Below are 14,433 nucleotides of genomic sequence, written 5' to 3'. Positions count from 1 at the left end.
GGGGTGCAGAACTTGACTTTGGCAATTAAAACCGGTCTTTTAACCAAAAAATACAAACAGAATTTGGCCGTTCAAAATGTGACAATATCGATTCAGAAAGGTGAAATTTTTGGACTACTGGGTCCTGATGGGGCAGGAAAGACTACACTAACGAAGATGCTTTGTTCCGTATTGCTGCCTACTTCCGGGACAGGAACCGTTGCTGGACACGATATTGTAAGAGATAACCAACAGTTGCGCGGGAAAATCGGTTATATGTCGGAGGGGTTTAGTCTATACGGGAGTCTTTCCGTAGATGAGAATATTGAATTCTTTGCCGATATGTATCAGGTTTCCGCAGCTGACCGAGAAATACGAAAGAAAAAACTGCTCGCTGCTAGCCGTCTCGACGCATTTACAAGCCGTAAAGCAGATCATTTATCTGGCGGGATGAAAAAGAAATTAGCATTATGCTGTACATTGATTTATCAACCGGAGATCATTTTTTTAGATGAACCGACAACAGGTGTGGATCCTTTGTCGCGCAGAGACTTTTGGAATATTCTCCATGATTACGTGACGGATGGAACAACCGTTTTTGTCTGTACCCCTTATATGGATGAGGCAGAACGGTTTCATCGCGTGGCGTTAATGCATGAGGGAGAGGTTATTGCGGTGGATACCCCATACCAGATTAAACAGGAAGTTGCACATAAATTAAAGAAACAATCTGTCACGCTGGAAGAAGCGTTCATTTTTCATATCGAACAAAAATTGGTAAGAAAACAGGAAAAAGAAATTCAAAAGGTAGAAGCTGAAGGTGACCAGAAAGAGAAAATGGTTTTGCTGAAAAATCGTCCAAAAATAAGAGTTCCACATGAGGAAATTGCCGTGGAAGTGAATGATTTGACACGGACATTTGGTTCGTTCACAGCAGTGAACCATATAAATTTTTCTGTCCAAAAGGGCGAAATTTTCGGATTTTTAGGGCCGAACGGGTCAGGGAAATCGACGACTATTCGTATGATGTGCGGACTTTTGCCTGTCTCCGCGGGAAATATGCACATTGCTGGCGTGGATGTACGCCGGTCAGCGCGATTAGTCAAAAAGAAAATCGGTTACATGTCACAAAAGTTTTCTTTATATAATGATTTGACGGTCGAGGAAAATATCCGTTTCTTTGCAGGCGCATATGGCCTCAATAAAAAAGAGTTTGAGAATCGAAAAGCATGGATTTTAGAAATGTCTGATTTAGTTGGAAAGGAACGATTACTCACTTCCGATCTTTCGGGAGGTTGGAAGCAAAGATTGGCGCTCGGTTGTGCGACGATTCATCAACCGGAAATTTTATTTCTCGATGAGCCGACATCAGGAGTCGACCCGATTGCAAGAAGGCAGTTTTGGAACTTGATCAATCATTTGGCTGCAGAGGGTGTCACCGTGTTTGTCACCACTCATTACATGGATGAAGCTGAGCACTGTGATCGGATTGGCTTTATATTTAATAGTAATTTAATTGCTATTGGCAGTCCTGAACAATTAAAGGATGAATTGTTTGCCGGATATTTGCTTGAATTGGAATGTGACTGGCCATTTGCAGCCCAAAAATGGTTGTCTGACAAAGGGGTGGAAGCATCTGTGTTTGGCAATGGCTTGCATGTGTTTCCAACCGGCATGTCATTTGTGGAAGTAGTTGAGCTGGTCACGAATGAAGGATTTCATATACGAAGACAAAGTGAAATCCCTGTCTCGATGGAGGATGTGTTTGTCAAATTGGTGGAGAAACAACTCAAAAGGGAAGAGGTTTCCATATGAGATGGAGAAATATCAAGGCCGTATTGAAGAAAGAGATTCGAGAATTAATTAGAGATCCCTATTCGATTGGAACGGCGCTGATCTTGCCAGTGGTCATGTTGCTATTATTTGGGTTTGCCCTTAATTTTGAGGTCAAAAATGTCCCGATTGGTGTCTTGGATCAAGACCAAACTTCCTTTAGCCGTGAATATATTCAAGCGTTTGATCATTCAGATACGTTTGATGTCGCCCAATATGTAACAAATGCCAAACAATTGGATCGTTTAATGAAAGAGGGAAAGATCAAGGCTGGGATCATCATTCCACCGGACTTTACTGATAATCTGTATAGAGCAAGGCTTGGAACAATGACATCCGGCAGGAAGGCCAAAGTCCAAACTCTGATTGACGGTTCGTTTTCCCCAATTGCTTCTGAAACTATCAATTATATCAATGCCATTCATAATACACAGGTCGAAAGCTTATTAAAAAAAGCAAATATTCCGGTCGATTCGATCCTGCCGATTCAGATTGAGCCGAGAATCTGGTATAACCCGTCAATGAAGAGTGAATCTTTCATCATTCCAGGGCTATTTGCCGTATTGTTGATGGTATTCCCGCCTTTGCTGTCTGTTTTGGCAGTGGTGAGAGAAAAGGAAAAAGGCTCCATTCAACAAATCTATATTGCTCCGATTCGTTCGATAGAATACTTGCTTGGTAAATTGCTCCCATACGGAATTTTGGGTTTTGGAGTATTGTTGTTGATCTTCATTGGTGGTAAGGTTTTCTTCTCTATTGATTATCGTGGGAATTTTTTATTGTTTTTGCTGGCAGGAACGATTTATGTTTTTACCACAGTGGGAATCGGATTATTGATTTCAACGTTGATGGAAAAACAATTGTCGGCTATGTTTTTGACCATTGTCGTGACGATGATGCCAGCGATGCTGTTTTCCGGTTTTTTGTATCCTATCTCAACAATGCCAAAGTTATTTCAAGGATACAGTACTTTGTTTCCGGCACGCTTTTTTGTTGATATTAGCAGGGATATTTTGGTAAAAGGATTGGGGCTTCGTTACGTATGGGAAAATTTGCTGCTGCTGATTGGGTATACCATAACAATCATCGCGGCAGCGGTCTGGCGATTTAAAAAGCGGGTCGGATAGGAGTGGATTTATGTGGTTGAACGCTTAACGGCAATGGTTCGAAAAGAGTTTGTGCAATTTTTTCGGGATATCTCTTTGGTTCTTATCGTTCTTTATATGTTTTTGGAGGTGGCGATTTGTGGGTGGGCTTTAACAATGGATTACAAAAATACGCCCATTGCTGTCTTGGATCAAGATCAAACGGTTAACAGCCAAAAGTTAATCAATCAATTTGAACAAAGTGATAAATTTCGCATTGTCGAATCCTTATCTAGAGAAAAGGATTCGAAGTATCTATTGGATGAAGGAAAAGCAAAAATGATCGTCGTGATTCCCAGTGGCTTCTCCAGTGCCCTCAATCGAGGCGAAAAATCGGAAATCCAGTTAATTGCCGATGGAGAAAACGAAACGATGGCTGCTCAAGTTTTAGGAAATTCAGCGGAAATTATTACAAAGTATACGGAGGATTGGGCAACTAAAAAATTTGGTGCAAATTTGCTATATAAATGGAATTAAAGGATTTTAAGAAAATTTGTCCAATTCTTATAGGTAAATAAAACCTTTAGGAAGGCGGACACATAATGAAAATCCTTCAAAATGAAAACATGGATTCAATTCAGGAAGTTAAAGCTTGTATGCATGGTTTAAGGGATCTACGGATGTTTAAACGTTATCAGGCTATCCTCATGCATTTAAAAGGACGGACTTATGTAGAAATCGCTGACCTTTTAGAATGTACGGAGCAAACTATATATAACTATGTTCGAGCCTATAAAACTAACGGTTTGGAGGGATTAGTTCCCGGACAATCTCCCGGACGCCCTTGTCAACTAACAGAGGAACAAGAAAAGGAACTCTATCAGTTAATTGTTGAAAAAAAGCCAGCTGCTGTTGGATTTCCCGCAGAAATGAATTGGACTTCATTTCTTGTTCGCGATTGGATTAAGCAAACATTTGACATTGTTTATACGGACCGGGGTGTAAGGAGATTGTTGACTCGTTTGGGATTTAGTTACACAAAACCAACGTATACCCTAGCAAAGGCTGACCCCGAGAAACAGGAAGCGTTCAAACAAGAATTTGAAACGATTAAAAAAAATGATGAATGACGAAATTGATCGAATTCTGTTTCAAGATGAATCCATGATCAGGGACTACCAAGCTTTAGCCAATACATGGTTTCCTAAAGGGCAACAAAAAGTGATACCTACTTATGGAAAACATCACGGGGTTAAATTAATTGGTACCCTCGATTACGAAACAGGCGAAGTGTTTGTCACAGAAGAAGAACACTATGATGCTCAAGTTTTCCTATCTTTTCTTGAAAAAGTTGTAGTCAGATACAAGGGTGAGAAGATTGTAATGATACTGGATAATGCTAGAATCCACCACTCGAAACTGATTCAACCTTTTCTCGAAGCCCATAAAGATCATCTGCAACTTGTTTTTCTCCCACCATACAGCCCAGAGTTAAACCTAATTGAAGGACTGTGGGGATGGTTAAAAAAATCAATTATTTATAATGTTTTTTATAAAACGGTAGAAGAAATTAGAGTGGCTGTCCAGACATTCATTACACAAATCAATAAAGACCCTATGAAAATCGTTAATCGTCTATGTCTTAAGCTTTAACTATTGACTCAATTACACCTTTAGCCAGATTGCCAGGATCGGATTGAGCAATAAATAGCCTAAAACGATATTCGACAAACTCCGATGATTGCAGGTATATTGTGCTTAAATTTTGTAGAATATTGTCATTAATCTAGGAAATCGTTACAGAACCAAATTGTTTAGTTCCATATATATAGAACAAATCCCTTTTAAAAATATCATCCGGGTTCATGAGGCTTCCGACCTTAAATACACGAACTTTATCATGATTTCAATGGTGTCAATTACAGTAGTGTTGCTTGGGATTATTATGGCTGCAGCTGTATTTATCCGAGAAAAGGAGTCAGGTACACTTGAACAGTTGATGGTTACTCCCATTCGCTCCTTTGAACTAATCATTGCCAAGCTGCTGCCGATGTCTATTATTAAAATGATTGGGTTAACGATTGGCGTAGCAATGTCGTTTGTCTTTTTTAATGTTCCATTAAGAGGAAGCCTGTTATTGTTCTATCTATTGTCACTGCTTGTGTTTATTTCGTCAAGTGGATTGGGAATCTTGATTGCTACTGTTTCCAATACCATGCAGCAAGCTTTATTGCTTAGCTTTTTTGTCTTATTCCCGTTAATGTTTTTGTCAGGAACAGTAGTGCCGGTAGAAAATATGTCGCCTTTTTTGCAATGGCTTTCTTATTTAAGTCCGCTCCGCTATTATACAGATATTAGTATGGGGATCTTTTTGAAAGGAGTTGGAGTTTCCGTTCTGTGGCCCGATATAGCAGCCTTAGTTGTATTAGGTGGATTTTTGTTTGTGATCAGCACTTATCGACTCAAAAAACAATTGTATTAGCTATAATCTGCTAATTAGTTTATTTTTGAATCATTATCGATTTTTAATTGCATCCACTCTTGTCATACTGGTTTTTGACAAAAAATAGTTTCACAGATCTGATAACATGAGAATGAACAAGAAAAAAGAACCTCCTATAGCTGAGGTTCTTTTTCCATTAATGCTGATAATAATCATTTACTACCCATTTGTACCCGACTCCCCAGACGGTTATGAGGTGGTGGTCAATTGGGAATCCGGCGTTGCGGAGCTTTTCTCGAATGTTTCGGATATGGGAGTCAATCGTACGGTCATCTGTCAGCGAATTGCTGCCCCAGATTAATGATAATAAATGCTCGCGGGAAAATACTTTTTGCGGATTTTTTAAAAATAGGCCAATCAAGGCAAACTCTTTTGGCGTGACCATGATCATTTGCCCGTTGTAGCTCAGTTCAACGGCATCTCCATCTAATTCCAAGCCTTTAAACTGGATTTTTGCCGTTGGTTGGTCATTTGTTCTTCTTAGTAATGCTTCGATTCGAGCAATCAGCTCGTCTTCATGAAAAGGCTTTGTCACATAATCGTCTGCACCGTATTTTAACCCTTTAATTACATCTGTTGTTTCATTCCTGGCTGTCAGCATAATGATCGGCACATCGGACGATTGTCTGATTTTTTGGCAGGTCGCCCAGCCGTCCATTTCCGGCATCATGACGTCAAGGATGACTAAATCAATTTTATTCGCAGCTATAAATTGCAGTGCTTCTTTTCCGGATTTTGCTTTCAGGCATTGGTATTTTAACGGTGTTAAATACAAACTTAACAAATCAAGCATACGTACTTCGTCATCTACTAATAAAATCGTTGTCATTTTTCCCACCCTAATCGTTTTCATTTCTATAATCACTATCATTATAAGAAAAAAATGTGGAGATTTTTTGCAGAATGAAAAATGCGAAGATGGTTGTCAAAGAGCAAAAATTGTCGAGTTTGGAAAAAATGCCATACTATTTTTTTCCGGTTGTTGCATACTAATGTGGACTTTATTTCAGGAGGATCTAAATATGGGTAAAAAAATGACATCCTTGATGATTGGAACGGCCTTAGCTTTTACTTTGTATCAACCAAAAACAAACGCCGAGCCAATCGCGGCACCAAAGGTCAATCTGCAAGAACAAAATACGATGTCGGTGCTTTGGTTTCAAACGTCAGGCGAAGCGAAGGCGCTCTATTGTCAAGGGTACAATCTTGCCAAGTGGAGACTGGATGAACTTTTAAAGAACAAACCAAAAGATTCGCAGAAGAAACCGGCAGTTGTCCTTGATATTGATGAAACAATTGTTGATAATAGCCCTTTTTATGCAGCGCAAATCGCTTCAGGAAAAGGATTAAGCTGGAAGGAGTGGGTTGAGCGGGCAGAAGCAAAGCCGCTTCCGGGTGCAGTTGAATTTTTAACATATGCCCATAAAAAAGGGGTAGAAATTTTTTATATTTCCAATCGGAAAGAAGTGGTAAAAAAAGCAACGATCCGAAACTTAAAACGAATTGGTGCACCACTGGCAGATGCCAAACATGTCTTGTTGCAACAGCCGGATGAAATGGGAAAAGAGCAGCGCAGACAGGAAGTGGCAAGAAAATATGACATTTTATTGCTGTTCGGCGACAATCTTGGCGATTTTAGCGGCTTTGACCGTCTTTCTGCCACAGGGCGTGTTCAAGCGGCTGCCCGGGATCGAGACGAATTTGGCAAAAAATTAATCATCTTTCCAAATCCAATGTATGGTGACTGGGAAGAGGCAATCTATCACTACAACACACACATGCCAGATGATGAAAAAAACAAGCTGAGAAAAGCCAGTCTTCAGCCAATGCAACCATAAGAAGTCAGGGTGTTCACAAATCGAACACCTTGATTTCTTAAAAAGAAAAATGTTAAAAAATTCGTACGAAATGATTAAATTATTTTGCTGTCCTCAATTTCCAATAGACTAGAGTAACGGGTAGGAGTATAGTAAATTTTATGAGTTTATTGTACTGAGGTGGTTCTCCATGTTCGGCATTTCCTTGCCGCAATCGTTCTTACAGATGAACACGATTTTTATCTCCATATTAATAGAAGCTCTGCCTTTTGTTACATTAGGCGTTGTTGTTTCAGGAATCATTCAAATCTTTGTAACAGAAGAAATGATTGCAAAAATTATTCCTAAAAATCCAATTTTGGCCGTTCTTTTTGCCAGTTTGCTAGGAATGTTCTTTCCGTCTTGCGAATGCGGGATTGTGCCGATCGTCAAACGGCTTGTTGCAAAAGGGGTTCCGATTTCCGCAGGAATTGCTTTTATGCTGACGGCACCGATCATTAATCCCGTTGTCTTGTTTGCCACCTATATTGCTTTCGGTAGCAGCTGGAAGATGGCTCTTTACCGAGCGGGCGGAGCACTGATCGTATCCTTTATCGTCGGTTTATTGATTGCCTACTTCTATAAAGGCAATCCATTAAAAGTGGAAGAAGACCACCACCATCATGACCACCACCATCATGTCCATGAAAAAACGTCATTCTGGAAGAAAGTCTGGCAGACACTTGAACATGCGGTAGAAGAATTTTTTTCAATGGGAAAATACTTAATTATCGGTTCACTGATCGCGGCTGCTGTACAAACCTTTGTACAAACTTCGACCCTCGTGTCGATCGGACATGGCCGGGCATCGTCTTCATTGGTGATGATGGCACTGGCATTTATTCTGTCATTATGTTCCGAGGCAGATGCTTTCATCGCTTCCTCGTTTCGGACCACTTTTTCGACAGGATCACTCATCGCGTTTTTGCTGTTTGGTCCAATGATCGATCTGAAAAACTTGTTAATGATGTTTGCTACATTTAATAAGCGGCTCGTTTTTACGATTATTTCTTCTGTTACCGCGGTTGTCTTTGTTTACTCTTTATTCTTTTAAGGGGGTGTTGTACGAATGATCAGAAGCCTTATATTGCTTGGCTTTACTTATCTGCTCTTTCAACTGCATCTTTCCGGGGATATCAGCAAATATATTAATATGAAATACTCTTATTTATCGGCAGCCGCCGGGTATGCATTATTGGTGCTAACGATTGTTCAATTCTTTATCATGGCAAAAAAGGATAAAGAAAAAGGACATGTGTGCGATCAGGATTGCTGCTGCGGCCACAGCCACGAACATGAAAGCAAATGGTATCAAAAACTGTTTCTTTACCCATTGTTTGCTTTTCCGATTGTTTCAGGTCTGTTTCTGCCGATTGCCACGCTTGATTCAAGTATTGTCAAAACAAAAGGATTCCATTTTCCTATGTATGATGCCGGAAAAGGAGATATCCAGCAGCAGTTTTTACGGCCGGATACGAGTATTTACTATGATAAAAATGTATACGATGATTTGATGAATAAGGAAAAGAAACAGTATGTTAATCAGCAAACCATCGTGCTGGACGATATAAAATTTTTGCCGGGGATGGAGACAATTTATAATTTCCCAGGCGAATTTCTTGGCAAAGAGGTGCAATTTAAAGGTTTTGCTTATAACGACCCGGAAACAATTAATAAAAATCAATTGTTTGTTTTTCGCTTTGGCATTATCCACTGTATCGCCGACTCCGGTGTTTACGGTATGCTTGTCGAAATGCCGGACGGGGTGAAGTTGAAGAATGATCAGTGGGTGACTGTAACAGGAAAGATTTCGTCGATCTATTATCAACCGTTTAAATCAAACATCCCTTATCTTAAAGTAGATAAATGGGTAGCCACCCCGGCACCAAAGGATCCATACGTCTACAGACAAGGCTAAACAAAAAGCGCAAGCGCCTTGGCGCTGGAGCTAGATCAAAAACTCGTGCATGATTATCTACAACGTAAAAATTTATAATTTCATAGACCAGAACAAAAGGCTATCCTGCTGATAAGCAAGATAGCCTTTTTGTTAAAAAAATGCTCGGATGCTGACGAGAACAAGGCCGATTAAAAACCCGCAAATGGCTCCATTTACCCGGATCCATTGCAAATCTTTGCCGACATTTGTTTCCAGCATGTCAATCAAGGTGGCATCGTCAAGTTTATTCAAATTTTCTTCGACAAGGCTGCCGATTTTGGAATGGTTTTTATCAACAAAATCAAAAATCTGGCTGCGTACCCAGTTTTCAATTTGCTCCGTTTTTTCAGAATCATTTTTCAGACGTTCAACCGTGGCTGAAACTAGCGGCAGAATCGAGTTGTCAAAAAAGGAAGGCGTTTCAATGTAATCCAATGCCTTTTGTCGCAATGCTGTTAAGGAATCCAAGATTTTTTCTTCTACTTTCCACTCCTTCAGAAGCTGCGATTTCCATTGATTCAATTCTTCTGTTATTTTTTCGTCGTCTTTCATTTTTTTCAGCTTTGTTTCGATACTAAAGAGCAGGGTTTGCCGGTTTTGATTCAGGGGATCGCGGAAACTGGCAATTCCTTTGCCAATCAATGATTGTATGATATTTCCAAGTCTATCGGCATTGACAAGGCTGCTAAACGACCGCAAGGCAAATTGCATAAAGCCGTCCGCTTGAATGTTTTCAATTGCATCGACAGCCAATTGACCAAGTCGGTTTTTGGTCGTTTCCTTGTTCGCCCATTCTTCCATCTCGTCTAAAATAAAGTCAACAGCTTTTTCGTCATATTTCCGTTTTAAAAATTGGTCAATGAGAATCGGCAGGTAGACGTTGCTGTCAAGCTGATCGATTTGTGACTTTACTTCTTTCTCAATCAGGTGAGCAAGCTTTTGTAGCTCAATCTGCTCAATAATCTGCCGGATCATTGCGACGACGGTTTTGCGAACAGCAGGCGAATCTTTTTCTTTTTCAATGATTCCTAGCAGTCTTTCGGTAAAGCGGATTGACCCGATTTTTTGTTTAATACTTGCTTTTGTCAGCCAATCATTTTCCAGCATAGAGATGATGGTTGCGGTAATTCTTTTTCGATTTTTTGGCAAAAGTGCCGTATGGGGAATAGGAATGCCAAGCGGATGGCGAAACAGCGCTGTTACTGCAAACCAGTCGGCCAAACCGCCGACCAGTCCTGCTTCAAATCCCCCTTGAAGGATCATTCCCCATAAAGATTGTTGAAACGGTATGGTTGCTACGAAACCGGTGCCCATAATCGCCAGTGAGATGGTTGCCAGATGTTTTGACTTTTTTGAACGTTTTGTCATTGTAATCCCTCAATTTTAAAGTATACTCTTGCTATGCTGCGAAAGGAGAGAGCCCCGTGTTTTAAGAAAAAATAGGCAAAACTCCGCCAGAACATGCACGATTTTAAATGAAATGATATATTTCTTAGTATAAGACAATTCAAATGCTAAAATAAAGCAGATTGAATGAGTGGGTTGAAAAAGGCGGGTATTGGCATGAAAATTTTAGTAATTGAAGATAATGAAAGTGTTTGTGAAATGCTGGATATGTTTTTTATGAAGGAAGGCTACGAACGTGAATTTGTCCATAACGGATTAGAGGGCTACGACCGATTTCACGGGGATCAGTGGGATTTGCTGATCATTGACTGGATGCTGCCTGGAATGGATGGGGTCAGTTTATGCAAGAAAATAAGAGAAACAAGCAATGTTCCAATTATTTTATTAACGGCAAAAGACAGTGAATCCGATCAGGTTTTGGGGCTGGAAATGGGGGCCGATGATTATGTCACAAAGCCATTCAGTCCGTTAACATTGTTAGCAAGAATCAAGGCTGTGTCAAGACGCTTTCATCAAGATGTAAAGCAGAATGAGGGGCAATACCTTGAAACGGAGCATTTTAAAATCAGTAAAGAAACAAGAGAAGTTTTTTTAAATGGAGAGGAAATTTCCAATTTGACACCGAAGGAATTTGATCTGCTGTATTTCTTTATTCAAAATAATCGGCAGGTGTTTTCCCGTGAGCAGTTGTTGGATAAAGTGTGGGGGTACCAGTATTACGGGGATGAGCGTACAGTTGATGTCCATGTAAAACGGCTGCGGAAAAAAATCGGCACCGCCGAGAACCCGTTCATCCATACAGTTTGGGGTGTTGGCTATAAATTCGACGAAGCCAGCCCAAAAACAGTGGAATAATATGAAAGAAGGCTATCTGACACTGGCAGATAGCCTTTTTGATAATATCAGAATTTATATGTTGCCCCTTTTTAACGATTGCCTGAAGAGTAAGACATGGATTCCAATATTCTGAAACGAATCTTTTTGACCAAAATCATGAATCTGTGACATGTAAAGTATACATGTAAGGAATTTATTCTATACGGCCAAACTAAAAAGGGACGGGCGGCGGCTTTTGCCCGGTTTTTCTTATAATTTTTTAGGGTAAACCGGTCATTACTAGCTCCCGTAGTGCCCAATGTTCCAATTTTTCAGGCCTAATCGGTCATTACTAGCTCCCGTAATGCCCGCCTCTCCCATTTTTCAGGCCAAACCGGTCATTACTAGCTCCCGTAATGCCCGCTTCTCCCATTTTTCAGGCCAAACCGGTCATTACTAGCTCCCGTAATGCCCGCTTCTCCAATTTTTTAGGGTAAACCGGTCATTACTAGCTCCCGTAATGCCCGCTTCTCCAATTTTTTCAGGCCAAACCGGTCACTACTGGCTTCACCGGAACGCCCCCCGGAAAGCGAGTGCCTGGAGTGGAAATCAACAGACTCCGTTTATCAGCCAAACTAAAAAGGACCGGGCGGTTTTTGCCCGGTTTTTCTTAGGTTATTCGTTTACTGTTCTATAAATGAGACATGTAATTCCTCTGTTGGGTCAAGTGTTAAGTAGGTTTCAGCATCATTAAAAAACCAGAGATCGTTTCCTTCTACATAAAAAGTAATTCCTTTTATTTCTTGTGTGAATTCGGGATTTGTTGGTGTTTCACAGGAAAAAGCAAGGCTGTATCCTTTATGTTTTTCGCCAAAACCGGCATATTGCGGATACATCCGAATGCTAAAAGGCGCATTTAGCTCAAATTCTTTAGCAAACCATGAAAAAGCATTTTCGTCGATCGAAATAAACATTTTTTACACCAACCTTTTCTTATGGTTATTGAATCAGTGAAGATGTAGGGATGAAAGACCTGTTAACATTAGAGTATAACGTTTGCAGTTATTTGCATGTGATAATTTACACATCTATAGGTGTTTTCAGCAGATCGTTGAAAAAAGTTCAAAATTTCGTCCGTAGGCTTTGTTGCTGTTTTTGTAACATATTTATGGTGAAAAGAGTGTTAGAATAAGGGAAATAATAAAAAGGGGTTTTTGCTATGGAACAAAAGCTTGAAAAGCTGTCAGATAGCGTAAATGATATGAAAAGCTTAATTCAAACGTTTAATGATACGTTAAAAAATATTGAAAATAGATTGGCGAGGCTTGAAAAAGTGGATAGTATTGAACACCGTGTGGCTGTCAATCAAATTGATCTATCCGACATAAAAGAGGCATTGGATCGGCTTGAAAGTATTCATGCAGGGGAGATTTCTAAATTGTTGAATGAAATCGCCAATATGAAAAAACAGGGAAATAAGACTGAAATTGAGTACATTCACAGGAGGCTCGACTCCCATCTGGTCAAACTCGCCACAGCAGAAGAAGAAATTATCATGTTAAAAACAAAATAAATGAAGCTAAAACACCGTTTGTTTTAACAAGAAAAAAACAGTCCATTCAAATTGAATGGACTGTTCCTTTTACTACATTACGACAGTACTTCCGATTCCGCTAATGAAATGGGTTTCATCACCGTTTCATCACTTTCGATCTTTTGGATGACTTCAATATACTTAATATGGTGTTCTTCCATTTCCGTTATTTTAAATGTATAGGCACCATGTTGGACGACATCGCCTTCTTTGGCTTCATAGTTTTCAGTTAAAATCCAGCCGCCGATCGTGTCGATGTCTTCATCATCAATCGTTAGGCCGAGCAAGTCATTTACTTCGCTGACTAATACTTTGGCATCGATAATATAGTGGTTTTCCGTAACTTTTCGAACCATCGGCACTTCATCCATATCAAATTCATCACGGATTTCCCCGACAATCTCTTCAAGAATATCTTCAACGGTAACCAATCCCGAGGTTCCACCATATTCGTCCATTAAGACAGCCATATGAACGCGGTCTTTTTGCATTTTTACAAGCAAATCATGAATTGGGATCGTTTCAATTACTCTGATAATTGGCCGTATATAGTTTTCCAACGTTTGCGAAGAAGATGCGTTCTTTTGGAGAACGTCTGTCATGACTTCTTTACTGTTGATCAGTCCGATAATATGGTCCTTATCCCCATCAATAATCGGATAGCGTGTGAATTTTTCTTCCTGCAGGACTTCAAGGAAGGTTTCCAATGTATTTTCTTTTGATAACGAGATCATTTCCGTTCTTGGAACCATAATTTCTTTAGCAATCCGGTTATCAAATTCAAAGATTTTGTTTACATACTTAAACTCAGATTGGTTGATTTCACCACTTTTATAGCTTTCAGACAAAATGATGCGAAGTTCTTCCTCTGAGTGGGCGATTTCGTTTTCAGAAACGGGTTTTAGGCCGAAGATACTTGTCGTAACTCGGGCAGACCCATTAAGCGCCCAGATGAACGGATACATGATCTTATAAAAAAGGATAAGCGGCCGGGCAACAAAAAGGGCAATCATTTCTGCCTTTTGAATGGCCAGCGTTTTTGGGGCTAACTCACCAACTACCACATGGACAAAGGTGATCAGGGCAAAAGCAATTTCAATTGAGAGCACTTGGGCAATGCTTGCAGGAATATGCAAGCTCTCAAACAGCGGTTCCAGCAAACGCTCAATCGTTGATTCGCCAAGCCACCCGAGACCAAGTGCCGTAATCGTAATCCCCAGCTGGCACGCTGACAAGTATTCATCTAAATTTGAAATGACCCTTTTTACCGAAATAGCCTTTGTGCTGCCTTCTTCAATTAATTGATCAATCCTTGAACCTCTCACTCTTATAATCGCAAATTCGGATGCGACAAAGAACGCTGTTAAAGCAATTAAAATGGCGATAATCACCAAGTTAAATATGTCCAAATAGTTTCCTTA

At 40.0% G+C, this 14,433-nt stretch carries 14 protein-coding genes; 10 read left to right on the top strand and 4 right to left on the bottom strand.

What is annotated here, in order from left to right:
* Nucleotides 1-12 precede the first annotated feature (12 nt).
* From ACQYAD_RS07870 to ACQYAD_RS07850, 5 genes are all read left to right on the top strand, one after another.
* Nucleotides 13-1,794, top strand: a complete 1,782-nt coding sequence (locus ACQYAD_RS07870) for an ATP-binding cassette domain-containing protein (RefSeq protein WP_430236935.1) — start codon at nucleotides 13-15, stop codon at nucleotides 1,792-1,794.
* Nucleotides 1,791-2,939 carry an ABC transporter permease gene (locus tag ACQYAD_RS07865; protein ID WP_430236934.1) on the top strand — a complete coding sequence of 383 codons (1,149 nt, stop codon included), beginning with the start codon at nucleotides 1,791-1,793 and terminating at the stop codon, nucleotides 2,937-2,939. Before ACQYAD_RS07870 ends, ACQYAD_RS07865 begins: the two co-directional genes overlap by 4 nt.
* Before the next feature lie 12 nt (nucleotides 2,940-2,951).
* Nucleotides 2,952-3,434, top strand: coding sequence for an ABC transporter permease (locus tag ACQYAD_RS07860; RefSeq protein ID WP_430236933.1), 483 nt, complete (start codon nucleotides 2,952-2,954; stop codon nucleotides 3,432-3,434).
* An 89-nt stretch (nucleotides 3,435-3,523) separates the two neighbouring features.
* Nucleotides 3,524-4,550, top strand: a protein-coding gene (locus ACQYAD_RS07855; RefSeq protein ID WP_430235185.1) for an IS630 family transposase whose coding sequence is annotated in 2 segments (ribosomal slippage) — nucleotides 3,524-3,996 and nucleotides 3,995-4,550 — 1,029 coding nt in all. Because the reading frame shifts where the segments join, the coding sequence is not laid out codon by codon here.
* A gap of 157 nt (nucleotides 4,551-4,707) precedes the next feature.
* On the top strand, nucleotides 4,708-5,379 hold the full coding sequence (locus ACQYAD_RS07850; protein WP_430236932.1) for an ABC transporter permease: 672 nt from the start codon (nucleotides 4,708-4,710) through the stop codon (nucleotides 5,377-5,379).
* A gap of 157 nt (nucleotides 5,380-5,536) precedes the next feature.
* Here ACQYAD_RS07850 and ACQYAD_RS07845 read toward each other — a convergent pair whose 3' ends face one another.
* Complete coding sequence (locus ACQYAD_RS07845) at nucleotides 5,537-6,229, bottom strand: response regulator transcription factor (protein ID WP_430236931.1); 693 nt, start codon at nucleotides 6,227-6,229, stop codon at nucleotides 5,537-5,539.
* A gap of 193 nt (nucleotides 6,230-6,422) precedes the next feature.
* Here ACQYAD_RS07845 and ACQYAD_RS07840 point away from each other — a divergent pair, with 193 nt between their 5' ends.
* The 3 genes from ACQYAD_RS07840 to ACQYAD_RS07830 all read left to right on the top strand — a co-directional run bounded on the left by ACQYAD_RS07840 (nucleotide 6,423) and on the right by ACQYAD_RS07830 (nucleotide 9,174).
* Nucleotides 6,423-7,238: a 5'-nucleotidase, lipoprotein e(P4) family gene (locus tag ACQYAD_RS07840; RefSeq protein WP_430236930.1), complete on the top strand. Its 816-nt coding sequence runs from the start codon at nucleotides 6,423-6,425 to the stop codon at nucleotides 7,236-7,238.
* Between the two features lie 169 nt (nucleotides 7,239-7,407).
* On the top strand, nucleotides 7,408-8,310 hold the full coding sequence (locus ACQYAD_RS07835) for a permease (RefSeq protein WP_430236927.1): 903 nt from the start codon (nucleotides 7,408-7,410) through the stop codon (nucleotides 8,308-8,310).
* 15 nt (nucleotides 8,311-8,325) lie between these two features.
* The gene (locus ACQYAD_RS07830) at nucleotides 8,326-9,174 is read left to right on the top strand and encodes a TIGR03943 family putative permease subunit (protein WP_430236926.1); all 849 of its coding nucleotides are present in this window, start codon (nucleotides 8,326-8,328) and stop codon (nucleotides 9,172-9,174) included.
* A gap of 132 nt (nucleotides 9,175-9,306) precedes the next feature.
* Here ACQYAD_RS07830 and ACQYAD_RS07825 read toward each other — a convergent pair whose 3' ends face one another.
* Nucleotides 9,307-10,563 (bottom strand): DUF445 domain-containing protein, encoded by a 1,257-nt coding sequence (locus ACQYAD_RS07825; protein WP_430236923.1) that lies wholly within the window; start codon nucleotides 10,561-10,563, stop codon nucleotides 9,307-9,309.
* 195 nt (nucleotides 10,564-10,758) lie between these two features.
* Here ACQYAD_RS07825 and ACQYAD_RS07820 point away from each other — a divergent pair, with 195 nt between their 5' ends.
* Complete coding sequence (locus tag ACQYAD_RS07820; protein WP_430236922.1) at nucleotides 10,759-11,457, top strand: winged helix-turn-helix domain-containing protein; 699 nt, start codon at nucleotides 10,759-10,761, stop codon at nucleotides 11,455-11,457.
* Between the two features lie 644 nt (nucleotides 11,458-12,101).
* Here the strand turns inward: ACQYAD_RS07820 and ACQYAD_RS07815 are convergent.
* Nucleotides 12,102-12,392, bottom strand: a complete 291-nt coding sequence (locus ACQYAD_RS07815; protein WP_430236920.1) for a HesB/YadR/YfhF family protein — start codon at nucleotides 12,390-12,392, stop codon at nucleotides 12,102-12,104.
* Nucleotides 12,393-12,637: 245 nt separating this feature from the next.
* On the opposite strand from ACQYAD_RS07815, the gene ACQYAD_RS07810 reads away from it, so the two are divergent.
* A complete protein-coding gene (locus tag ACQYAD_RS07810) occupies nucleotides 12,638-12,991 on the top strand; it encodes a hypothetical protein (RefSeq protein ID WP_430236918.1) in 354 nt (117 codons plus the stop codon).
* 77 nt (nucleotides 12,992-13,068) lie between these two features.
* On the opposite strand, the gene ACQYAD_RS07805 is transcribed toward ACQYAD_RS07810, so the two are convergent.
* Nucleotides 13,069-14,421: a hemolysin family protein gene (locus ACQYAD_RS07805; RefSeq protein ID WP_430236915.1), complete on the bottom strand. Its 1,353-nt coding sequence runs from the start codon at nucleotides 14,419-14,421 to the stop codon at nucleotides 13,069-13,071.
* Nucleotides 14,422-14,433: the final 12 nt, after the last annotated feature.

Origin of the sequence: Neobacillus sp. SM06 (genome assembly GCF_050496765.1) — a bacterium.
Lineage (GTDB): Bacteria > Bacillota > Bacilli > Bacillales > Cytobacillaceae > JAEVLT01.
Note: the sequence above shows the minus strand (reverse complement) of the source record. Positions and strands in the feature narration are given on the sequence as shown.

Bases quoted from the DNA above. Each gene is read 5' to 3' on its own strand.
- ACQYAD_RS07865 (WP_430236934.1), top strand. From the start codon at position 1,791: ATGAGATGGAGAAATATCAAGGCCGTATTGAAGAAAGAGATTCGAGAA.
- ACQYAD_RS07845 (WP_430236931.1), bottom strand. From the start codon at position 6,229: ATGACAACGATTTTATTAGTAGATGACGAAGTACGTATGCTTGATTTG.
- ACQYAD_RS07840 (WP_430236930.1), top strand. From the start codon at position 6,423: ATGGGTAAAAAAATGACATCCTTGATGATTGGAACGGCCTTAGCTTTT.
- ACQYAD_RS07835 (WP_430236927.1), top strand. From the start codon at position 7,408: ATGTTCGGCATTTCCTTGCCGCAATCGTTCTTACAGATGAACACGATT.
- ACQYAD_RS07830 (WP_430236926.1), top strand. From the start codon at position 8,326: ATGATCAGAAGCCTTATATTGCTTGGCTTTACTTATCTGCTCTTTCAA.
- ACQYAD_RS07825 (WP_430236923.1), bottom strand. From the start codon at position 10,563: ATGACAAAACGTTCAAAAAAGTCAAAACATCTGGCAACCATCTCACTG.
- ACQYAD_RS07820 (WP_430236922.1), top strand. From the start codon at position 10,759: ATGAAAATTTTAGTAATTGAAGATAATGAAAGTGTTTGTGAAATGCTG.
- ACQYAD_RS07815 (WP_430236920.1), bottom strand. From the start codon at position 12,392: ATGTTTATTTCGATCGACGAAAATGCTTTTTCATGGTTTGCTAAAGAA.
- ACQYAD_RS07810 (WP_430236918.1), top strand. From the start codon at position 12,638: ATGGAACAAAAGCTTGAAAAGCTGTCAGATAGCGTAAATGATATGAAA.